The 19,268-nt window shown below is 61.9% G+C and carries 18 protein-coding genes and 6 pseudogenes; 13 read left to right on the plus strand and 11 right to left on the minus strand.

Annotated features, from left to right (window positions below):
- Nucleotides 1-170 precede the first annotated feature (170 nt).
- The gene (locus GJU48_RS09845; RefSeq protein ID WP_094953905.1) at nucleotides 171-488 is read right to left on the minus strand and encodes a fructose-bisphosphate aldolase; all 318 of its coding nucleotides are present in this window, start codon (nucleotides 486-488) and stop codon (nucleotides 171-173) included.
- Between the two features lie 452 nt (nucleotides 489-940).
- Nucleotides 941-1,522, minus strand: a pseudogene (locus tag GJU48_RS09850) (cytosine permease); the annotation flags it as partial.
- A gap of 162 nt (nucleotides 1,523-1,684) precedes the next feature.
- On the opposite strand from GJU48_RS09850, the pseudogene GJU48_RS09855 reads away from it, so the two are divergent.
- A pseudogene (locus GJU48_RS09855) lies at nucleotides 1,685-2,122 on the plus strand (GNAT family N-acetyltransferase); the annotation flags it as partial.
- Nucleotides 2,123-2,213: 91 nt separating this feature from the next.
- Here GJU48_RS09855 and GJU48_RS09860 read toward each other — a convergent pair.
- Nucleotides 2,214-2,765: pseudogene (locus GJU48_RS09860) on the minus strand (HIT family protein).
- Nucleotides 2,766-2,905: 140 nt separating this feature from the next.
- On the opposite strand from GJU48_RS09860, the gene GJU48_RS09865 reads away from it, so the two are divergent.
- Complete coding sequence (locus tag GJU48_RS09865; RefSeq protein ID WP_094953803.1) at nucleotides 2,906-3,235, plus strand: DHCW motif cupin fold protein; 330 nt, start codon at nucleotides 2,906-2,908, stop codon at nucleotides 3,233-3,235.
- A 33-nt stretch (nucleotides 3,236-3,268) separates the two neighbouring features.
- Here the strand turns inward: GJU48_RS09865 and GJU48_RS09870 are convergent.
- The 3 genes and pseudogenes from GJU48_RS09870 to GJU48_RS09880 all read right to left on the minus strand — a co-directional run.
- Nucleotides 3,269-3,415: pseudogene (locus tag GJU48_RS09870) on the minus strand (LysR substrate-binding domain-containing protein); the annotation flags it as partial.
- Nucleotides 3,385-3,942 carry a copper chaperone PCu(A)C gene (locus tag GJU48_RS09875; protein ID WP_371923436.1) on the minus strand — a complete coding sequence of 186 codons (558 nt, stop codon included), beginning with the start codon at nucleotides 3,940-3,942 and terminating at the stop codon, nucleotides 3,385-3,387. The gene GJU48_RS09875 and the pseudogene GJU48_RS09870, both read right to left, overlap by 31 nt.
- Complete coding sequence (locus GJU48_RS09880; RefSeq protein WP_053255622.1) at nucleotides 3,942-4,550, minus strand: SCO family protein; 609 nt, start codon at nucleotides 4,548-4,550, stop codon at nucleotides 3,942-3,944. The genes GJU48_RS09875 and GJU48_RS09880 overlap by 1 nt, the downstream gene beginning before the upstream one ends.
- 180 nt (nucleotides 4,551-4,730) lie before the next feature.
- Between GJU48_RS09880 and GJU48_RS09885 the strand changes: the two genes are divergently transcribed.
- Together GJU48_RS09885 and GJU48_RS09890 are read left to right on the plus strand one after the other, a co-directional pair.
- Entirely contained in the window at nucleotides 4,731-5,114 is a 384-nt protein-coding gene (locus GJU48_RS09885) for a DUF2946 domain-containing protein (RefSeq protein ID WP_094953802.1), read from the plus strand.
- A 62-nt stretch (nucleotides 5,115-5,176) separates the two neighbouring features.
- Nucleotides 5,177-5,722, plus strand: coding sequence for a putative natural product biosynthesis protein (locus GJU48_RS09890; RefSeq protein ID WP_094953801.1), 546 nt, complete (start codon nucleotides 5,177-5,179; stop codon nucleotides 5,720-5,722).
- Nucleotides 5,723-5,918: 196 nt separating this feature from the next.
- On the opposite strand, the pseudogene GJU48_RS25125 reads toward GJU48_RS09890, so the two are convergent.
- Nucleotides 5,919-6,035, minus strand: a pseudogene (locus tag GJU48_RS25125) (ATP-dependent Clp protease proteolytic subunit); the annotation flags it as partial.
- A gap of 111 nt (nucleotides 6,036-6,146) precedes the next feature.
- Here GJU48_RS25125 and GJU48_RS09900 point away from each other — a divergent pair.
- Nucleotides 6,147-6,353, plus strand: a complete 207-nt coding sequence (locus GJU48_RS09900) for a PLD nuclease N-terminal domain-containing protein (protein ID WP_094953799.1) — start codon at nucleotides 6,147-6,149, stop codon at nucleotides 6,351-6,353.
- A 49-nt stretch (nucleotides 6,354-6,402) separates the two neighbouring features.
- Here GJU48_RS09900 and GJU48_RS09905 read toward each other — a convergent pair whose 3' ends face one another.
- Nucleotides 6,403-6,963 (minus strand): type 1 glutamine amidotransferase domain-containing protein, encoded by a 561-nt coding sequence (locus GJU48_RS09905; protein ID WP_094950191.1) that lies wholly within the window; start codon nucleotides 6,961-6,963, stop codon nucleotides 6,403-6,405.
- Between the two features lie 436 nt (nucleotides 6,964-7,399).
- Between GJU48_RS09905 and GJU48_RS09910 the strand changes: the two genes are divergently transcribed.
- Together GJU48_RS09910 and GJU48_RS25130 are read left to right on the plus strand one after the other, a co-directional pair.
- Complete coding sequence (locus tag GJU48_RS09910) at nucleotides 7,400-7,612, plus strand: hypothetical protein (RefSeq protein WP_094950192.1); 213 nt, start codon at nucleotides 7,400-7,402, stop codon at nucleotides 7,610-7,612.
- Between the two features lie 25 nt (nucleotides 7,613-7,637).
- Nucleotides 7,638-7,721: pseudogene (locus GJU48_RS25130) on the plus strand (DNA methylase); the annotation flags it as partial.
- Nucleotides 7,722-7,972: 251 nt separating this feature from the next.
- On the opposite strand, the gene GJU48_RS09915 reads toward GJU48_RS25130, so the two are convergent.
- Nucleotides 7,973-8,758, minus strand: a complete 786-nt coding sequence (locus GJU48_RS09915; RefSeq protein WP_094950193.1) for a DeoR/GlpR family DNA-binding transcription regulator — start codon at nucleotides 8,756-8,758, stop codon at nucleotides 7,973-7,975.
- Between the two features lie 122 nt (nucleotides 8,759-8,880).
- On the opposite strand from GJU48_RS09915, the gene GJU48_RS09920 reads away from it, so the two are divergent.
- Nucleotides 8,881-10,041 (plus strand): alpha-hydroxy acid oxidase, encoded by a 1,161-nt coding sequence (locus tag GJU48_RS09920; RefSeq protein WP_094950194.1) that lies wholly within the window; start codon nucleotides 8,881-8,883, stop codon nucleotides 10,039-10,041.
- A 192-nt stretch (nucleotides 10,042-10,233) separates the two neighbouring features.
- On the opposite strand, the gene GJU48_RS09925 is transcribed toward GJU48_RS09920, so the two are convergent.
- Both GJU48_RS09925 and GJU48_RS09930 read right to left on the minus strand, forming a co-directional pair.
- Entirely contained in the window at nucleotides 10,234-11,160 is a 927-nt protein-coding gene (locus GJU48_RS09925) for an alpha/beta hydrolase (protein ID WP_094950232.1), read from the minus strand.
- Nucleotides 11,161-11,258: 98 nt separating this feature from the next.
- Nucleotides 11,259-12,416, minus strand: a complete 1,158-nt coding sequence (locus tag GJU48_RS09930) for a GGDEF domain-containing protein (protein WP_155295973.1) — start codon at nucleotides 12,414-12,416, stop codon at nucleotides 11,259-11,261.
- A gap of 116 nt (nucleotides 12,417-12,532) precedes the next feature.
- On the opposite strand from GJU48_RS09930, the gene GJU48_RS09935 reads away from it, so the two are divergent.
- The 5 genes from GJU48_RS09935 (at nucleotide 12,533) to GJU48_RS09955 (ending at nucleotide 19,253) form a co-directional block, all read left to right on the plus strand.
- Nucleotides 12,533-13,120: an NUDIX domain-containing protein gene (locus GJU48_RS09935; protein WP_094950196.1), complete on the plus strand. Its 588-nt coding sequence runs from the start codon at nucleotides 12,533-12,535 to the stop codon at nucleotides 13,118-13,120.
- A gap of 404 nt (nucleotides 13,121-13,524) precedes the next feature.
- A complete protein-coding gene (lexA, locus tag GJU48_RS09940) occupies nucleotides 13,525-14,142 on the plus strand; it encodes a transcriptional repressor LexA (RefSeq protein ID WP_094952635.1) in 618 nt (205 codons plus the stop codon).
- Nucleotides 14,142-14,756 carry a translesion DNA synthesis-associated protein ImuA gene (gene imuA / locus GJU48_RS09945; protein WP_094952636.1) on the plus strand — a complete coding sequence of 205 codons (615 nt, stop codon included), beginning with the start codon at nucleotides 14,142-14,144 and terminating at the stop codon, nucleotides 14,754-14,756. Before lexA ends, imuA begins: the two co-directional genes overlap by 1 nt.
- A gap of 7 nt (nucleotides 14,757-14,763) precedes the next feature.
- Nucleotides 14,764-16,185 carry a Y-family DNA polymerase gene (locus GJU48_RS09950; RefSeq protein ID WP_094952637.1) on the plus strand — a complete coding sequence of 474 codons (1,422 nt, stop codon included), beginning with the start codon at nucleotides 14,764-14,766 and terminating at the stop codon, nucleotides 16,183-16,185.
- Entirely contained in the window at nucleotides 16,161-19,253 is a 3,093-nt protein-coding gene (locus GJU48_RS09955) for an error-prone DNA polymerase (protein ID WP_218193677.1), read from the plus strand. The genes GJU48_RS09950 and GJU48_RS09955 overlap by 25 nt, the downstream gene beginning before the upstream one ends.
- Nucleotides 19,254-19,268 lie beyond the last annotated feature (15 nt).

Consider the following 19,268-nt stretch of genomic DNA (forward strand, 5'->3'; position numbering starts at 1 on the left):
TCGCCAGGATGGCTAGGACGTTTCGCTAAGATCTCGAGTAGGCAGCCAGGCCGTCAATGGATTTTCGGAAGTCGACTGGCTTAGGGTACAGATACACTTTCTCGACTTTTGCATCGGGTCGCATCATGGCGAACAGGCTCCTGAGGGAATCGGAAGCACAGCATCCGGCATCAGCTAAGCGCTTTGAATGCGGGGTTTATGGAGCGCTTACAATCAAACCCGCGCCGCTCCATCACCGTAAACACATCCGCCACATCCTGGACCATGATCCGAGCGGTATTGGCGACGGTATTGATGTCGTGCTCGGCATAGTCGGACACATTGGAACAGGCCATTAGGTGCAGGTAGGCGAGGGCGGCGTTGAGACGCTCGCTGGCGCAGGCGTGGAGCTCGCTGAGCGGGGCGTCGCTGTCGATGAGGAGGACAGGGTATTCGGTTGCGGTTTGGGACATGGGGGTGAAGCGGCGGGGCGGGTGTTGAGTAGTCATGGTGTAAATCCTCAAGAAAAAAGATTTACCACCGGCTCTGCTGCGAAACAGATTGGGTGGCAGCTGTGCGCGGGTTCGCAGACCGGACGATTTACACCAAAACCCGGCAGACCCGAAGGTCTCCCACGCACAACCGCCATAAAACATTCGGCAGCCGGGAGCCGGCTGGGGCATGTCTGACGGTATTGGTGTGAATCGTTTTAGGGCTGCGAACGTAACCGTCCGCTTATGGGCGATTGCTGCCTGTCATGAGGGGCAGCATTCGGCCAGAAGCAGTCCCTGTCCACCGTCCAAATCACACCCGCACCGCAGCCACTCACTGACGTTCGCATTTGGGCGAAAGCAAACGGTTCGCCCACGCTCAAAAACGAAAAAACCACCCATACCCCAGCCGTAAAGCCAAGATAGGGGTGGTTCTATCCATCACTGTTGAAACGCTTCAGGCAGTCGGCTTAAACCCCACTCACCAACTTCCCCCCCTCCATCCGACGTTTGTACGCACTGTCCCGACTCGCCAACCAGAAATACAACGGCGACGTCACCAGCAACCCCACCACCCAAGACAAATCCGCCCCATTAATGTGTTCGGAAATCGGCCCTACATACAGCGGCGTGTTCATAAACGGAATTTGCACCGCAATCCCCACTGCACCCAGCAGCCCTGAGTGGCCGATGAAGTCTTTGGAGGCGAACACGGCTGCAATGGCGCAGGCGGCGAGTACGAGGATGGAGATTACCGCGCGGCTTTTGGCGGTGGGGATCCAGCGGTAGGCGAAGGTTTGCACCAGGGTGATGATTGACAGTACTGCGCCGTACAGATTGAGGGCGTTGTGGCTGATTACGCTGAGCAAAAACAGCACCAGCATCAGCGGGCCGATGGCGCCGGTGGCGAGTTTGACGGCGTCCATGGTGTCCATGCCGACCGGGGTGGCGAGCACGGCGACGGCGCCGAAGATGAAGGCCAGGCTGGAACCGAGGGCGGAGCCGAGGTAGGTGGTCCAGAAGGTGGACGCGACGGGTACGTGTAGCGGTAGTCGGGTTTGTTATGGTTTTTTCAGCGCGCACCGCGCCCACGCGCGATAAATGCACGGTGCCAGGGGGCGTTGGAAGTGCCGCGGAATATAGCGCCGCCGGGCAAAGGGATCGATTAGCACCAGTGTGCTAATCGCACGATGAGTTCATGGACGGAGAAAGCAATGCTAGAGATCAAACGCGCCACCCCAGAGGACGCCCAGGCGGCGTTCGACATTCGCCTGTTGGCCATCCGCAGCCAATGCATCGGCGCCTACACCCGCGAACAAATGCTGCTGTGGACCCGCGGCCGCGCCGAAGACGGTTACAGCGTGCTGATGGACAAGCCGTTTTACCTGGGCTGGGTGAACAATGAACCCGTGATCACCGGGATGCTCGACCCCGACAACAACGAAGTGGGCGCGTTGTTCGTGCTACCTGAGTTTGCCGGGCGGGGGTATGGCAAGGCGATGCTTGACCATTTGGAAGGGGTTGCGCGGGAACTGGCGATTGAAGAAGTGGTGCTGGATGCGACGCTGAATGCGGCGAGCTTCTACAGAGCCTACGGTTATGTGGGCGAGGAGCAGGCGGTGTATCACTCGCCGTCGGGGCTGGAATTGGCTGCATCCAGGCCCTGCGAACCGAACCTGACCGACAAGCTGATCCCCTGTGGGAGCTGTCGAGCTTTAGCGAGGCTGCAAGGCGGCGGCACTGTCAGCACAGTTGTCGCCTGCCCACCGCTATCGCAGCCTCGCTGGGGCTCGACAGCTCCCACATTGGAGCAGGTTGCGGAGCGGTGCGCAACCGCTCGATCACCCGGCCAACCGAACCCCCTTGAACCGCCGGCGGTGTCGGGCTCTCGCTAAACTCGCGCCACACAAACAGTGTCAATTCAGCCACATCGGTCAGCGCCTGCGCCTGTTCCGGGGCACCAAAATTTTGCAGCACGCGGTAGCGCTGATCCTGTCAAAACGCTTGCTCCACCCAGTCATACACTGGGATGAAATGAAAGTGCAGCGGGAAGCCGGGCATGTGCCCGTAGCGGCTGATATACAGCCATTTCGGCTGGAGCTGCGCCTCGATCACCCGTTGGGTTTTAGCCAGTAAGCCCCCCAGTTCCGCCAGCGCTGCGTCCGGCATGTCGGCGAGGGAATCGATGGGGGCCTTGGCGCCCAGCATCAGGTAGCCCGGCAGCTTCGACGCAAGGTGATGGTTGAGCCGCCAGTGCTCGGTCTCGTGAAGGATGAAAGCGGGGTCGATCTGCATAAGCACGCGTCCGTGAGGGCAGGGCGGGTAGGTTAACAAGCATGGGCGCCTGTATCTCACAAAAGCCGTCGATCTGTGTCTACCGCTGCGCGTTTCAGGCAGATAGGGTCGTACCACGTTAACTGACGACCGAGCCCACCATGGAACTGACTGCTGTCCCGTTTGGCACCACCGACTGGTCCACCGTCGAACCCGAACTTCACCCGGGCGTTACCGGCAGTGCCCTGTGGCGTACTTGCCACTTCGGCACGACCCGTGTGCGCATGGTCGAGTACACCCCCGGTTACTTGGCCGATCACTGGTGCTGGCGCGGGCATGTGTTGCTGTGTCTCGAAGGGGAACTGCACACCGAATTGGAAGACGGCCGCCAGTTCACGCTCACGGCCGGGATGAGTTACCAGGTGGGCAATGACATGGAAGGCCATCGCTCATCCACCCGCAGTGGGGCGAAGCTGTTTATTGTGGATTGAGCCTTACCCTTTGCGATACATCGCCCCCAGCTCGGAGGCCGGCACCACCGAGATGCCTTCGCCGGCCGCCACTAGGCTGACGTTGGTCAGCATGCGTTCCACTTCAAAGGCAATCGTGGGTTCGAAATCGGCGTTCTGGCAGGCCTTGATCAGGTTGGCGTACATGCCCGGCGCGCCGGGGTCATCTTGCCGTGGTCCATGCCGTTCTCGCCGTCTTGGCCGTCTTGGCCATTCTGACCATGCATGCCATGTTTGCCATCCATACCGTTCAACCCACGCGCCGGCGCTTTCACTTCAATCACCTGCTTCTCACCCTTGGCGTTCTCTACGGTCAAGGTCAAAGGCACCTGATCACCTTCCTTGATCTGCCCAGTCAGCCCCATCAGCATCACGTGATAACCGTTCGGGTCCAGCTTGACCGCTTTACCCGCAGGCAACGCCACCGAGTCCACCGGCCCCATGCGCATCACGTCATCCTTCATGCTCATCTCATGAATCTGCGCATCCTTGGCTACCGGCGACGCTACGCTGAGCAGTTTGCTGTCGCTGTCGGCGGTGACGGTCATGAAGGCGCCGCTGGACGTTTGGCCCGCTACGGTGGCGCGTACCCACGCGTCGCTCACTTGTACCTGGGCACTGGCGTGGGCAGCGAGGCCCAGCAGCGTCAGGCCGAAAGTAAAGCGCTTGAGGTGTTGAACGGCAGTCATTAGCAGACCTCCATGACGGTGAGCAGGTCTTCTGCGCACTCTTTAGCGGTAAGGGATGCCGACAGGCCCAGGCGTAGGTTGCCACGGGTGTCGAAGACGAAACTGGTCGAGGTGTGCGACAAGGTATAGGTGTCACCGGCAGGGATCTTTTCATAAAAGATCCCGAACTCCTTGGCGGCCACGGCGATTTCTTCCGGGGTGCCGTACAGCGCTTCGAAGCTGGGGTCGAAGGCCTTCACGTACCTGTCGAGCAATTCCGGTGTGTCGCGCTCGGGGTCGAGGGTGATGAACACCACTTGCATGATCTCGCCATCGCGGCCCATCAGCTTCTTGGCTTGGGCGGCGCGGGCCAGGGTGGTTGGGCACACGGCCGGGCACTGGGTGAAACCAAAGAACACCACTGGCATCAGGCCACGGAACGAGCTCAGGGTGACGGTTTCGCCGTCGGTGTTCTTGAGCTTGAAGGTGCGGCCCATGATCTTGTCACTGAGGTCCTTGCCGTACTTGAAGTTCAGCTTGGGGCTGTAGTCACAGCCGCCCAGCAGGCTGCCTAGACCCAACAGGCCCATACCGGTCAGCACTTTGCGGCGGGTGAATAACGTACTCATTAACTGTGCATCCTGTGAAACGCCTGCATTGCTCTGGATCTACATAACAGGCTTTGAAAAGGAGTAATGATGCGGGCGCACAGTCTACCAACCCCGGCCAGCCCACGTAATCTGCGACGTTCTGCCACAGGGGCGCGCGGTGCTTCATCCCTTTGGGGCTTCGGTGGTAGAGTCGCCGCCATGAAATTGAGCCACCCTGACCGTTCGCTGATCGCCTGGGCCCTGTACTTTTGCGTGCTGATGAACGTGTTCGCCTGTGGTTTGGGGCATGGGCAGATGATGGGCCAACAGCTCAATGGCATCGGCGGGGCCTTCTGTTCGGTGGACGGTAGCCAGGCGCCACTTTCCGACAAAGGGTTGGGGAACCCGTCTTCCAGCAACATCTCGAACTACTTTGCCTGCCCGGTGTGCTCCGCCGTGACCGTGGCCATCGTGTTCCTCATCGGCCTGGCCTGGCTGTTGAGTCTCCAGCAAACCCCGCGCCCGGCCCATGAGCGGCGCAACAAGGCGCCGCCGCGATATTCCTGGCCCTCAGCCAATCCCCGCGCTTCCCCCGCATTCTGACGTGTGCCTTGGGCTTCCTGTGATCAGGAGGCGTTCTATCGTCACGACTGTGAGTGCGTTTGATGAACCATCTATTGCCTGCAGGCGCCAGCCGCCTGGTCAGCAAGGCGTCCCGTCGCTTGCGCGCGGAACCGACACTGCCTGAATACCCCAGCAATTCCCGCTGCTTCGTGCACCTGGATGCGCGTTTGTTGCCGTATTGGCACACCTTGTTCGACATCTGCCCGGCACTGCTCAAGCTCGACCCGCCCGAGGGGTTGAACCTGTTTCGCAGCTTTATGATCTGGGCCTATCACAACCAACCACCGCAGGACTGGACGTATCACCTGAACGTCTGCCGCTGGCTGCTGGGCTCGGCGTACCGCGCGCAGATTGACGAGGAGCCCATCGAGGCCTTCATGGCGGCTGCGGCTGCGTGTTGGATAAGCACCGATGACAGCCAGGCCCAAGGGGTGGTTCTGGCCTGGCGGGGGTCAAGGATTTTTGACTGGAAAGGTGCCGCCGTTGCGGGCGCTGAACATCAAGTGTTGCCGGCGAGTGCAGGCGACTTTGCCTGGAGCCCGCTGACCCGACAGGGCGGCTTCAGCGGCTGGTTGCCGGTGCCTTGAGGTGGCGGCCAATCCATTGCGACGCTGGTCACGGTGATGTGCAGCTGAGCGTTGAAGGTTACGGCGGCCAGGTTCGCGAGCAAGGTCGGCACTTCAGGCGCGGGAGCGCTTCGATGCGACCCGGCACGAAGCTTTGTGATCGCGGGCTGCTGGCGTAGGTGCCCGGAGGCAGGGCGGAGCCGGCGGCGCTGTTGCCGCTCAGCGAGTTCTTCAAGCTCGACAGGTATTCGCGCAGACGTGGGTGGCCCACCGAGCGCTGGTTGAAATTCCCGCTCATCGGGTGGATTAAAAAACGTGAGTGCGGTGAGTCTAGAAGGTCGCGCAGGATTAGCCGCAACCGTTGGGCGAGAGCGCCTGGGTGCAAATCGGATGGAACCCTGGAGCCATACGGCTGACCTAATGCATAGACCTCAGGAGGTGAACTATGCAATTGGAAACTATCTGGATCATTTTGGCCGTGATTCTGCTGATCTTGGAATTGTGGGCGATCAACGTCGTCTTGCGCAGCACCGGTGGCTGGGAGACCAAGGGGTTGTGGTTGATCATTCTGATTTTCGTGCCGCTGTTCGGGCTGATCGTGTGGGCGATGTTCGGGCCCAAACGTGAGATGGCTGATCAGCGTAAAAGCTGAACTTAAGCACCAAACAGCCAGGGCGCCTGTTTTGCTTTAAACGGCTGGTTTAACCCGCAACCGCCTTGGCAATCGCCTCGTTGAACGCCGGCAGGTCATCCGGCGTACGCGAGGTGATCAAGGTCCAACCATTGGCCGGGCATTGCTTGACCTCGACGTCCACCCAAGCGGCAGCGCCGGCGTTTTGCAGGTCGATGCGCACGCTTTTGTAGGAGGTCAGGGTCTTGCCCTTGATCACGCCTGCATCGATCAGCGCCCACGGCCCGTGGCAGATCGCCGCGACGGTTTTACCGGCCTTGACGAAATCGTTGATCAGGCGCAACGCCGCCGCATCCTGGCGCAACGTGTCGGCGTTGACGGTGCCGCCTGGGATCACCAGGGCGTCGAAGTCGCTGCTCACCACCGCCGACAATTGCACGTCGGACTCCACGGTTTTGTCCTTCTCGGTGTCGCCAACAAAGGTCTGGGTAGTGCCGCCCTTGCTGGACGCGTGAGTTACCGTGGCGCCATAACCGCGCAGCGCTTGCAGGGGTTTGAGCAGCTCATCGCGCTCAATGCCGGTGTTTGAGGTGATGATGAGGATGTGCTTGCCGTTGAGTTGCGAACTCATGGTCGAGTGTCTCCTGGGTCAGGGATGATTAGTGGGCGTGTTTGGCTTGCAGCTCGGTATTTGTTTCATCAGCAGAGTAGTTATGTGGATCTCCTTGAAATCCACCGTGGCGTGATGCCGTACCTGACTGTTGAGCGGGGCCCTCGGCAAAAGGTTTAAATTAATTGGGTCAGGGATGATTAGTGGGCGTGTTTGGCTTGCAGCTCGGTATTTGTTTCATCAGCAGAGTAGTTATGTGGATCTCCTTGAAATCCACCGTGGCGTGATGCCGTACCTGACTGTTGAGCGGGGCCCTCGGCAAAAGGTTTAAATTAATGCGCGTTTTTTTCTCCGGTGGTGCAGCGCGGTAAATTCCTTGAACTATCGAAATTCGGTGGGCTCTGCTGAATATGGGCCCGCTATTTTTTACGGGCCTTCAACTGCTTGGAGAAAGACTGTGACTGCCGATAAAACCCCAGCCCCCATCAGCTCCGAAGACGCCCAGAAAGGCACTGAAAAACCCGCCAAGGGCCAGACCCTGGAACGTCCGAACCCGAAGACTGAAACCGTTGACAAGGTGCTGACGCCCACCTCGATCAAGGACATCGAACGCCAGACCGACGCCATCAACGAGCAGGCCGCCAAAGCTGAGCGCAAGCTGGGCCTCTGAGCATGGCCAGGTCGATTACTTGAGTGTGGAGCAGCAGGGCCGCGACACCGCGCGCAAGTTGCAGCACTGCACCGCCAGGGAACTGGTTTCAATGCTTGGGCGCGCGCATTTGGGAGCTGTCGAGCGTTAGTGAGGCTGCGATGCAGGCGCTACGGTCTTGCAGGTAGAACGCGGTGATCCCATCGCAGCCTCGCTAACGAACTGGTTTCAATGCTTGGGCGCGCGAGCTGTCGAGCGTTAGTGAGGCTGCGATGCAGGCGCTACGGTCTTGCAGGTAGAACGCGGTGATCCCATCGCAGCCTCGCTAACGCTCGACAGCTCCCACATTCAACCTGCTTTGCTTGGACGTTCGTTTTTCACCTACTCGACCTCAACCCGCAGCACTTCCAAACCTAACTGCTCATACGCCTCGACACCCTGCACATGCCACTCGGTGATCAGCGTATGGATGCGGTTGCACGGCCCCACCACAAATGGTTCTACGGCGCCAAGCTTGTCTGCCATGGTCACGGCCACCACGTGCGATGCACTGTCGAGCAGCGCTTGCTTGACCGCCACTTCATCGAAATGCAGCGAGCTGATGCCCACCTGCGGGTGCAGCGCGCACACGCCGGTAAACAGCAGGTCGGCCTTGATGCTCTGGATCAGGCGCACGGTTTCGTGGCCGCTGGTGGACAAGGTGGCGGGGTTGAGTTGGCCGCCGGTCAAAATCACTTTCACGTCGGGATGGTCGGCCAGGGCAATGGCAATCATCGGCGACGGCGTGACCACGGTCAGGCGGATCGAGCGCGGCAAGGATTGGGCAATCTGCAGCGTAGTGGAGCCGGAATCGAACAGTACGATCTGGCCATCTTCAACGCGATCCGCCGCCAGTTGCGCGAGGTGGCGCTTGACCTCATTGGTCTCGCCGACGCGGGTGAAGAAGTCTTTGCCGGTGTCTTTGGGCCGGGGCAGGGCGCCGCCGTGCACGCGTTGCAACAGGCCAGCGGCGGCGAGTTCACCGAGGTCGCGGCGGATGGTGTCCTGGGACACCGCAAAGTGTTCCACCAATTCTGAGGCGGTGACTTTGCCGTCGCGCTCCAGCAGCAACAGGATTTTCTGTTTGCGCAACGAAGGTAGGTCGATGGCTTGATGAGTGCTGTGCATGTTTGTGCATCTTTCTGCGGTTTTATGCCAAGATTAAGCTTGCCTCTATATAAACGCAATGACTGGTTGCGTCGCCGATGGGCGGTTACTCTCTGGGCTCAGTTCAGGGAGAGGTGACCTAGATGCCGTTGATCACAACCATCGAAGACTTACGCAAGCTGGCGCAAAAACGTGTCCCACGGATGTTCTACGACTACGCCGATTCCGGCTCCTGGACTGAAAGCACCTACCGGGCGAATGAAAGCGATTTTGCCCGCATCCAATTCCGCCAGCGCGTGGCGCGCAATATCGATCAGCGTTCGATCCGCGCCAGCATGATTGGCCAGGACATGGCCATGCCCGTGGCACTGGCACCGACGGGGCTTGCGGGCATGCAGCATGCCGATGGCGAGATCCTCACCGCCCGCGCCGCCGCCGCGTTCGGCCTGCGTTACACCTTGTCGACCATGAGCATCTGCTCCCTGGAAGATATCGCCGAACACGTCGGCCAGCCGTTCTGGTTCCAGCTGTATGTGATGCGCGACCGTGCGTTTATCGAGCAGTTGATCGAGCGCGCCAAGGCCGCCGGGGTTGATGCGCTGGTGCTGACCCTCGATTTGCAGATCCTCGGGCAACGCCACAAGGACTTGATCAACGGCCTGTCGGCGCCGCCGAAACTGACCTTGCCGAATATCCTCAACATGGCAACCAAGCCGCGCTGGGTAATGGGCATGCTCGGCACTAAGCGCCGGGGTTTCGGCAATATCGTTGGGCATGTAAAAGGTGTGGCGGACATGAGTTCGCTGTCGTCGTGGACCGCGCAGCAGTTCGACCCGCGTCTGAGCTGGGACGATGTGGAGTGGATCAAGAAATGCTGGGGCGGCAAGCTGATCATCAAGGGCATCCTTGATGTGGAAGATGCGCGCCTGGCGGCCAACTCCGGTGCAGACGCGCTGGTGGTGAGCAACCACGGCGGCCGCCAGTTGGATGGCGCACCGTCGAGCATCAGCCAACTGCCGGCGATTGTTGAGGCGGTAGGCACGCAAATTGAAGTGTGGCTCGACGGCGGCATTCGCTCCGGCCAGGACGTGCTCAAGGCGATGGCGTTGGGCGCCAAAGGCACCATGATCGGCCGCCCGCACTTGTATGGTTTAGGCGCCATGGGCGAAGCGGGCGTGACCAAGGCCCTTGACATCATCGCCCGGGAGTTGGATGTGTCGATGGCGCTGTGTGGCTATAACGATATACGCGATGTGAGTCGCGAGATTTTGCTGCCTGGAACGTTTCCCACAGGCGTTTGCTGAGCAAAAAAATCGTAAAAAAGTAAAAAGAGTTGTCCACGAAAACCGTGGGTATCTCTGTGGATAACTTTGCGAAGGCCCGGCAGGGTTGGCGATTTAGCCCTCGGTCAATATTTGATCAACTTTCAACGCGGGCCAGTATGGGCAGGGTTTGCGCTTGACAGCCAAGTGCGAACCCAGTGCCGAAAAGTATGTTTATGAGTCGCTATCACGGCCTGTGGAGTGCGTGACCACCTGCGCCGGTGCTTTTGCGCGCATGAGGTTTTCCAGCGCCTGGCCATAACTGCGTCCGGCCAGGCTCATGCTGTTGTTGTGTGTGGCGCCCGGCACCAGCAACAGCCGCTTGGGCTCCTGGGCGGCATCAAACAATTGCTGGCTGAAACGCGGTGGCACGTACTGGTCGGCCAGGCCGTGGACCACCAGCAGCGGCATGTGCACGTTGGCCATTTTGTCGATGGAGTCAAACTTCTGCGACAGCAGCCAGCGCACCGGCAACGAGGTATTGGCGACGGCGGCGGCCGCGTCCCCCAGCGAGGTGAAGGTGGATTCGATCACCAGCCCGCGCACGGGCAGCGGTGTCTGCTTACTCAATTCGGCCGCCAGGTCGATGGCCACCGCGCCACCCAGGGAGTGCCCGTAGATCAGGCGTTTGGCTGGGTCGGGTTGCAGCACTTGGAAGCGTTCCCAGGCGATGCGGGCGTCTTCATACACACTGGTTTCCGACGGCAAATCGCCGTGGCTTTGGCCGAAACCACGGTAGTCGATGGCCAGCACCGAGAAGCCCAGCGCGTGCAGTTGCTCGATGCGAAACAGCTGCCCGGTGAGGTTCCAGCGCACGCCGTGCAGGTAGAGAATGGCCGGCGCGTCCTTGTTGTCGGCCGGGTACCACCAGCCGTGAAGGTTTTGCCCCGGTTTGAAACTGGCGGGCTTGATATCGAATTCCTGCACCGCCTTAGGCAAGCCGGTGTACCAGCCGGCCGTGCCCGGCTCGATACGGAACACCAGCTCGCGCTCTTTGTGTTGCAGCACGGCGCAGCCCACCGGCAAACCGATGATCAGGATGGCCATGCACAGCAGGGGAAACCAGCGCAGGCCCAGGCGAGCGATAAAACGAGATGACATGAAGGTACCCATATAAAGGCGAAGCACGGGTTTTACCAGATGGCTTATGCAGGCAGGAATTAATTCGACAGCCGCGCATGGGGTTTGCTTGCAAAGTGTTACAGCGCGGCGGCCACCTGCACCCGATTGCGCCCCTGCGGCCCTCGTGCCTTGGCCAGGTACAGCGCCTGGTCGGCCTGCGAGAGCAATTGAGAGAGGTCGCCGCCCGCCTGGGAGGTGACGATGCCAATGCTCACGCCCAAGTAGCCGGGGGCCAACAGGTCCAACTGCGCGAACGTCTGGCGAATACGCTCGGCCACTTCAAACGCGCCGGCGGCATCGCTGTCGGCGAGCAGGCAGGCGAACTCTTCGCCACCGATGCGTGCGAACACGTCGGTGGACCGCAATGTCGCTTCAGCCACCCGGCTGAACGCGATCAAGGCCTGGTCGCCCATGGGGTGGCCGAAGTTGTCATTCAGGCGCTTGAAGTGGTCCAGGTCGCACAGCAGCAGGGCTGCGCCCTGGTTACGCCGAGCGCTGTCGGCCAACAGTTGCTCACCTTTGAGCATAAAGGCGCGGCGGTTGCCGATGCCGGTCAACGCATCACTGAAGGCGGCGGCTTTGAAGCGCAGTTCGGCGCGCTCCTTGACCATCGCCAGGGTGACGTAGGCAATGCCGATGGCGTACAGCATGGATTCAAACAGCATGAACGAGAAAAACGGCACGCCTTCGCTGCCCGAGGCCTGCGCGCTCTTGATCGGCAGGCCGGGGTCGGTAAAGGCACGAATGCCATAGAAACCGGTGTGCCACAGGGTCAGCACCAGGGCGGGGGCGTAGGCGACTTCCAGGCTGGCGCGCCGGCGCCATAGTTCCAGCGCCGACAACACGCCATACCCGGCCGCCAACAGCGAATACAGCGTGACCCGCGCCGACAGCGAGGCGTAGAACGGCGGCACCAGGCACATCAACAACCACAGCCCGGCACCGGCAAAGATCCCCGGCACATTGGGTTTGCGCTGCACAAAAGCGCGCATGGCGGTCCAGTTCATGGCGGCGCTGAGCAGCAGCACCACGTTGCCGATGATCAGCGCGACAAAGTCCATGCCCATACCGCGTACCACAATCAGCCCGGTGCCCAGGGAGGCGAGCAACAGCATGATGCCCAGATAGCCTAGGGTCGGTTCGCGGCCACGGCTCCAGGCATGCGCCGTCAGTAGGCCCATCAGGCAGAACACGAACACGGCCACTATCAATAGCGTCGGGATGTGCAGCATCATTTCCTTGAACCCGCAGGGAGATCCTTCTTGGGGCGCGATTGTAGCCGCAAGTGATGCGCTTGACGCTGGTATTGACGGCGCGAGATGCTCCTGCACATTTGCGCAGAGGCCTGAGCATGGACAACAGCCCCATTCGAATCACCGCTGAGGAAACCCTCTCGGACAGTTGGTACCTTCTGAAAAAGTACAGCTTCGACTTGCGCAGGCAGGACGGCAGTTGGCAAGCCCAGACGCGCGAGGTGTATGACCGGGGCAACGGTGCGACCATCCTGTTGTACAACCGTGCGCAGCGCACGGTGCTGCTGATTCGCCAGTTTCGTATGCCCACCTTCGTCAACGATTACCCGGGTTACTTGATCGAAGCCGCTGCCGGTTTGTTGGACAATGCCAGCCCTGAGGAACGTATTCGCCTGGAAGCTGAGGAAGAGACCGGGTACCGCGTTGGTTATGTGGAGAAAATCTATGCGGCGTTCATGAGCCCGGGGTCGGTGACTGAGCGGATTCACTTCTTTATCGGTGAGTATCAGGCGGAGGATCGGGTCGGTACGGGGGGTGGCTTGGAGGAAGAGGGCGAGGATATCGAAGTGCTGGAGCTGGGCTTTGAGCAGGCGCTGGCGATGGTGCAGAGCGGTGAGATTGTGGATGGTAAGACCATCATGCTGTTGCAGCACCTGGAGTTGCGTATGTTGAAAGAGGGGTGGTGAGGGGGGCACTTTTGGCAAACGCCCGGAATGCCGGCCCAGCTAAAAGTAACCAAAAGGTCTTTGCCCCACCACTCGGTGCCTCGCCTGTGTTCGGCCATCGTGGTTAACGGGGCCTGTCAGATCAAAAGCAGTGAGTGGTTGAAGCAAAAGCACGGCAGAAGCAGAACAGCATGATGCGAGTGATTTGGACTGAGTACATATCCGTTGCGGCGGTAACGGCTTCGTATGGTTTCGCTCTTGCAGCGGGTCACTTTTGGCTGGGCCGGCATTCCGGGCTCTTTTCCAAAAGTGACCCGCCGTAAGGGCGGAACCCATATCAGCCGTTACCCAAATAACGGATATGTACTCGATCAAACCCCCGTCCGACTACCGGCTATTGTCAGGAATTTCCCACAAGAGTACAAATGTACTCCATGACAACCCTGACCCCCCGCCGCACCGCCATCCTGACCTTCATTCGCGACCGTATCGCGCAACAAGGCCAGCCTCCCAGCCTCGCCGAGATCGCCGAGGCGTTCGGCTTCGCCTCGCGCAGCGTCGCCCGCAAGCACGTGGTGGCGCTCACCGAAGCCGGCTTCATCGAGGTCAACCCCAACCAGGCCCGTGGCATTCGCCTGCTTAACCAGCCGGCTCGTCCCGAATGGCTGGACGTGCCCGTGCTCGGCCGCGTCGCCGCCGGCTTGCCCATCGGCGCCGACGCCGAAGTCCACAACCGCCTGCAACTCGACCCCGCCACCTTCGCCAAAACCCCGGACTACTTGCTGCGGGTCCAGGGCGATTCAATGATCGAAGACGGCATCCTCGACGGCGACTTGGTGGGCGTGCGCCGCAGCGCCGAAGCCTTGAACGGCCAGATTGTGGTGGCGCGCCTGGACGGCGAAGTCACCATCAAACGCTTTGAACGTCACGGCGAGCATGTGCGCTTGCTGCCGCGCAACCCCGCGTATCAACCCATCGTGGTCGGGCCCGATCAGGACCTGGCCATCGAAGGGGTGTTCTGCGGCCTGGTGAGGCAAGGCTGATGGGCGCCGTCGTTGCCCTGGACTCGCTGTTCAATGGCGGCCGAGTCTGGAAGGGCCGGCCTGCCGCGCCACCGGCCAGCGTGCACCCCACCGGGCTTGCGGCGCTGGATGCGGTGCTGCCCAGCGGCGGCTGGCCGGAGGCGGCCCTGAGCGAAATCCTGATGGCCAAGGAAGGGGTCGGCGAATTGCAATTGGTGTTGCCGACCCTGGCGCGCTTATCAAAGGCTGGCGAGCGCATCGTGCTGGTCGCGCCACCTTACACGCCGTACCCGCACGCCTGGCAGAACGCCGGGGTGGATTTGCGTCAGCTCTCGGTGATCCAGGCCGAAGAGCGCGATGCCTTGTGGGCGGTCGAGCAATGCCTGCGTTCCGGCAGCTGCGGCGCGGTGTTGTGCTGGCCGCGCAAGGCCGATGACCGTGCCCTGCGCCGCTTGCAGGTGGCGGCCGAAACCGGGCAGACCCTGGCGTTTGCCTGGCGCTCTTTACAGGAGGCGGTTAATGCATCGCCCGCCGCCTTGCGCCTGGCCGTTGAGGCAAAACCTGCGCAAGTGCGGGTGCTCAAGTGCCGCGGCGGGTTGGCTCATCCGGCGCCGATTGCGCTGGCGGGGCACTGAGGTTGCCATGCGCTGGGTGTGTATTGTCTTCCCGCAATTGGCGCTGGACGGGGTGCAGCGTGTGCATCCCGAGCCCGAGCCCGAGCAACCGCTGGCGCTGCTGGCCGGCACGCCGCAGCGCCGCGTGCTGCAAACCGTCAATGACGCCGCGCGCGACTTGGGTCTGCGCCCCGGGCAATCGCTGACCGCCGCGCATGCGCTGGCCAAGACCTTCGCCAGCGCCGAATACGACCCCGCAGAGATCGAGCGCTGGCAGCAGTTTCTCGCGGCCTGGGCCTACCGTTTCAGTTCCCAGGTCAGCGTGTATTACCCGCGCGCCTTGTTGTTCGAGATCGAGTCGAGCCTTGGCCTGTTCGGGCCGTGGCCGCAGTTCGAGGCGCGGTTGCGCCAGGAGCTGACCGAGCTGGGGTTTCGCCACCGTATCGTCGCTGCACCCAACCCGGCAGCGGCGCGGGTGCTGGCGAATAGTTACGATGGCCTGGCCGTGGCCGATGAGCACGCGCTGCACCAAGCCCTGGCGCCACTGCCGATTGATCGCGCTGGCCTTGAACCGCAGGCCGCCACCGCCTTGTCGCGCATGGGCCTGCGCACGCTGGCCCAGGTGCAGGCGTTGCCCCGGCATACGCTGGCGCGGCGTTTTGACGCCAGCTTGCTCAAGCACCTGGATGCACTGACCGGGCAGCGGCCGCTGCCACTGGCGTTCTATCAGCCGCCGGACCAGTTCGATGTGCGCATCGAGTTGAATTTCGACGTGCAATCCCACCAGGCGCTGCTGTTTCCCTTGCGCCGCCTGACCGGTGACCTGTCTGCCTTCCTTTGCGGGCGCGACAGTGGCGTGCAGCGTTTCGACCTGCACTTGGAACACGCCCAGGCGCCCGACAGCGTGATCAAGGTCGGCCTGCTCAGCGCCGAGCGTGAACCGGCGATGCTCTTCGAACTGGCCCGTGGCCGCCTGGAACAGGTACAAGTCACCTCGCCGGTACGCGGCTTTCGCCTGGTGGCCCAGGACCTGCCGGTGTTCGTGCCGCAGCGCCAGGACTTGTTCGACGACCGCCCGCAACAGACTTTGCCCTGGGAGCAACTGCGCGAACGCCTGCGCGCACGTCTTGGCGATGAAGCGGTGCAAGGCTTGCGTTTTCATGCCGACCACCGCCCCGAATGCGCCTGGCAAGCCGCCGCCGATAACCGCGCGTGCCAAAGCTTGAGCAAGGTGCAACGCCCCGGTTGGCTGCTGCACGAACCGACCTTGCTGGCCGAGCAGGGCGTACAGATTTTGATGGGCCCGGAACGCATCGAGTCCGGCTGGTGGGATGGCGCCGATATTCGCCGCGACTATTACCTGATCCAGACCCGCGCCGGGCAGCAAGGCTGGGCCTATCGCACCGTGGGGCAAAGCGATGGGCTGTGGCTGCAAGGCTGGTTTGCATGAGCTACGCCGAGCTGCATTGCCTGTCCAATTTCAGCTTCCAACGCGGCGCGTCGAGTGCGCTGGAGCTGTTCGAGCGCGCCAAGCGCCAGGGTTATAGCGCCTTGGCGATCACCGATGAATGCACTTTATCGGGCATCGTGCGCGCCTGGCAGGCGGCGAAGGCGGTGGACTTGCCGCTGATTATCGGCAGCGAGGTGCGCATCGAGAACGGCCCGAAACTGGTGCTGCTGGTGCAGGACCTCAGCGGTTACCAACACCTGTGCCGCCTGATCACCCTGGCCCGACGCCGCGCCGAAAAAGGCCGCTATCGCCTGCTACAGGAAGACTTCGACCAGCCACTGCCGGGGTTGCTGGCATTGTGGGTCGCCGAAGACAGCGACACCCAAGCCTCGATCCAATGGCTGCGCCGCACCTTCGCCGAACGGCTGTGGCTGGCGGTGCACCTGCATTGCGGCCAGGACGATGCGCGCCATCTGGCGCAGCGCCTGGCCCTGGCCGCCAGCCTGCATATTCCGGCGGTGGCCTGCGGCGATGTGCACATGCATGCGCGTGGCCGCCGTGCCCTGCAAGACACCATGACCGCGATCCGCCATCACGTCACGGTGGCCGACGCCGGCACGCGCCTGCACCCCAATGGCGAGCGGCATCTGCGCAGCCTCGGCGCCTTGGCCGCGCTGTACCCGCAAGCCTTGCTCGACGAAACCCTGGCTATCGCGCGGCGCTGCACCTTCGACTTGAGCCAGTTGCGTTACCACTACCCGCGCGAGCTGGTACCCGCAGGCCAGGATGCGAAATCCTGGCTGCGCCAGCTCACCGAAGAGGGCATCGCCCAGCGCTGGCCCCAGGGTGTCGACGCCAAGACCTTGCAGCAGATCAACCATGAGCTGGAGCTGATCAGCGAGCTGGGCTACGAGAGCTATTTCCTCACCGTGCATGACATCGTGCGCTTCGCCCGCAGCCGCTCGATCCTGTGCCAGGGCCGGGGTTCGGCGGCCAACTCGGCGGTGTGTTTTGCCTTGGGCATCACCGAGATCAACCCGAGCCTGATGAACATGCTGTTCGAGCGCTTCCTGTCCAAGGAGCGCAACGAGCCGCCGGATATCGACGTCGACTTCGAACACGAACGCCGCGAAGAAGTGCTGCAGTACGTGTTCCAGCGCTACGGCCGCACCCGAGCAGCGTTGACGGCGGTGGTCAGCAGCTACCACGCGGCTGGCGCGGTGCGCGATGTGGCCAAGGCCCTCGGCTTGCCGCCGGACCAGATCAACGCCTTGGCTGAATGCTGCGGGCGTTGGAGTGAAGACGCACCGCCCTTGGAGCGCCTGCGCGAAGGCGGCTTCGACCCGCAAAGCCCGATCTTGCGCCGCGTGCTCACGCTCACCCAGCAATTGATCGGCTTCCCCCGGCACCTGTCCCAGCACCCCGGCGGTTTTGTGATTTCCGAATACCCGTTGGACACCCTGGTGCCGGTGGAAAACGCCGCCATGGCCGAGCGCACCATCATCCAGTGGGACAAGGACGACCTCGATGCCGTCGGCCTGCTCAAGGTGGATATCCTCGCGTTAGGCATGCTCAGCGCGATCCGCCGCTGCTTCGATTTACTGCGTCGCCACCGCAACTTGGACTTGGCCTTGGCGAGCATCCCCAAGGAAGACCCCGCCACCTACGCGATGATCAGCAAGGCCGACACCATCGGTGTGTTCCAGATCGAGTCGCGGGCGCAGATGTCGATGCTGCCCAGGCTCAAGCCGCAAACTTTCTATGACCTGGTGATTGAGGTCGCTATCGTGCGGCCCGGGCCGATCCAGGGCGGCATGGTGCATCCGTACCTGCGGAGGCGGAACAAGGAAGAGCCCACCACCTATCCGTCGCCGCAGCTTGAGGCCGTGTTAAAGCGCACTTTGGGCGTGCCGCTGTTCCAGGAGCAGGTCATGCAAATCGCCATGGTTGCCGCCGATTATGGCCCCGGTGAGGCCGACCAGTTGCGCCGCTCTATGGCGGCCTGGAAACGCCACGGCGGGCTGGAACCGCATCAGGCGCGCCTGCGCACCGGCATGCTCAAAAACGGTTACAGCGAGGAATTTGCCGCGCAGATTTTCGAGCAAATCAAAGGCTTTGGCAGCTATGGTTTTCCCGAGTCCCACGCGGCCAGTTTCGCCTTGCTGACGTACGCCAGTTGCTGGCTCAAATGCCATGAACCGGCGGCCTTCGCCTGTGCACTGATCAACAGCTGGCCGATGGGCTTCTACAGCCCGGACCAGATCCTGCAGGATGCGCGGCGTCATCGCTTGCAGATTCGCCCGGTGGATGTGCTGGCCAGTGACTGGGATTGCAGCCTGGAACCCATCGACGGCCAGCAACCGGCGATTCGTATGGGGTTGCGCATGATCTCGGGGTTTCGCGAGGAGGATGGCCGGCGCATCGAAGCGGCCCGCCAGCGCCGGGCGTTCAGCGACATTGCCGACCTCGACGAGCGTGCCGGGCTGGATGCCCGCGCCCAGGCGTTGCTGGCGGACTCGGGCGCCTTGCGCGCCCTGGCCGGCAACCGGCACAAGGCGCGCTGGGAGGTGGCGGGCGTGCATAAGCAGCTGGGGCTGTTTGCTGGCCTGCCCAGCCCCGATGAAGCGCGGGTGGAACTGCCTGCCCCTACGGTCGGCGAGGACCTGCACGCCGACTATGCCACGGTGGGTACCACCCTCGGCCCGCATCCGTTGGCGTTGTTGCGTGCTGAGTTGCGTAAGCGCCGCTGCCGCAGTTCCCAGGAGCTGATGACGGTGGAGCATGGGCGCAATGTCAGCGTCGCGGGGTTGGTCACCGGTCGACAGCGCCCGGGCACCGCCAGCGGGGTGACCTTTGTCACGCTGGAGGATGAATTCGGCAACCTCAATGTGGTGGTCTGGCGCGACCTGGCCGAGCGTCAGCGCCAGGCATTAATCGGTTCACGACTGTTGAAAGTCGACGGGCGCTGGGAAGCTGTAGGCGAGGTGCGGCACCTGATTGCCGGGCGCCTGAGCGACCTGACGCCGCTGTTGGAAGGCATTCATGTGCGCAGCCGAGATTTTCACTGAGGCCAGTGGTTTTTG

Origin of the sequence: Pseudomonas sp. IB20, assembly GCF_009707325.1 — a bacterium.
In the GTDB taxonomy this organism is placed as follows: Bacteria; Pseudomonadota; Gammaproteobacteria; order Pseudomonadales; family Pseudomonadaceae; genus Aquipseudomonas.

Excerpts from the sequence above, each read along its gene's own strand:
- GJU48_RS09845 (WP_094953905.1), bottom strand. The coding sequence starts at position 488 with ATGACTACTCAACACCCGCCCCGCCGCTTCACCCCCATGTCCCAAACC.
- GJU48_RS09865 (WP_094953803.1), top strand. The coding sequence starts at position 2,906 with ATGGAACTGACTGCTGTCCCGTTTGGCACCACCGACTGGTCCACCGTC.
- GJU48_RS09875 (WP_371923436.1), bottom strand. The coding sequence starts at position 3,942 with ATGACTGCCGTTCAACACCTCAAGCGCTTTACTTTCGGCCTGACGCTG.
- GJU48_RS09880 (WP_053255622.1), bottom strand. The coding sequence starts at position 4,550 with ATGAGTACGTTATTCACCCGCCGCAAAGTGCTGACCGGTATGGGCCTG.
- GJU48_RS09885 (WP_094953802.1), top strand. The coding sequence starts at position 4,731 with ATGAAATTGAGCCACCCTGACCGTTCGCTGATCGCCTGGGCCCTGTAC.
- GJU48_RS09890 (WP_094953801.1), top strand. The coding sequence starts at position 5,177 with ATGAACCATCTATTGCCTGCAGGCGCCAGCCGCCTGGTCAGCAAGGCG.
- GJU48_RS09900 (WP_094953799.1), top strand. The coding sequence starts at position 6,147 with ATGCAATTGGAAACTATCTGGATCATTTTGGCCGTGATTCTGCTGATC.
- GJU48_RS09905 (WP_094950191.1), bottom strand. The coding sequence starts at position 6,963 with ATGAGTTCGCAACTCAACGGCAAGCACATCCTCATCATCACCTCAAAC.
- GJU48_RS09915 (WP_094950193.1), bottom strand. The coding sequence starts at position 8,758 with ATGCACAGCACTCATCAAGCCATCGACCTACCTTCGTTGCGCAAACAG.
- GJU48_RS09920 (WP_094950194.1), top strand. The coding sequence starts at position 8,881 with ATGCCGTTGATCACAACCATCGAAGACTTACGCAAGCTGGCGCAAAAA.
- GJU48_RS09925 (WP_094950232.1), bottom strand. The coding sequence starts at position 11,160 with ATGTCATCTCGTTTTATCGCTCGCCTGGGCCTGCGCTGGTTTCCCCTG.
- GJU48_RS09930 (WP_155295973.1), bottom strand. The coding sequence starts at position 12,416 with ATGATGCTGCACATCCCGACGCTATTGATAGTGGCCGTGTTCGTGTTC.
- GJU48_RS09935 (WP_094950196.1), top strand. The coding sequence starts at position 12,533 with ATGGACAACAGCCCCATTCGAATCACCGCTGAGGAAACCCTCTCGGAC.
- lexA (WP_094952635.1), top strand. The coding sequence starts at position 13,525 with ATGTACTCCATGACAACCCTGACCCCCCGCCGCACCGCCATCCTGACC.
- imuA (WP_094952636.1), top strand. The coding sequence starts at position 14,142 with ATGGGCGCCGTCGTTGCCCTGGACTCGCTGTTCAATGGCGGCCGAGTC.
- GJU48_RS09950 (WP_094952637.1), top strand. The coding sequence starts at position 14,764 with ATGCGCTGGGTGTGTATTGTCTTCCCGCAATTGGCGCTGGACGGGGTG.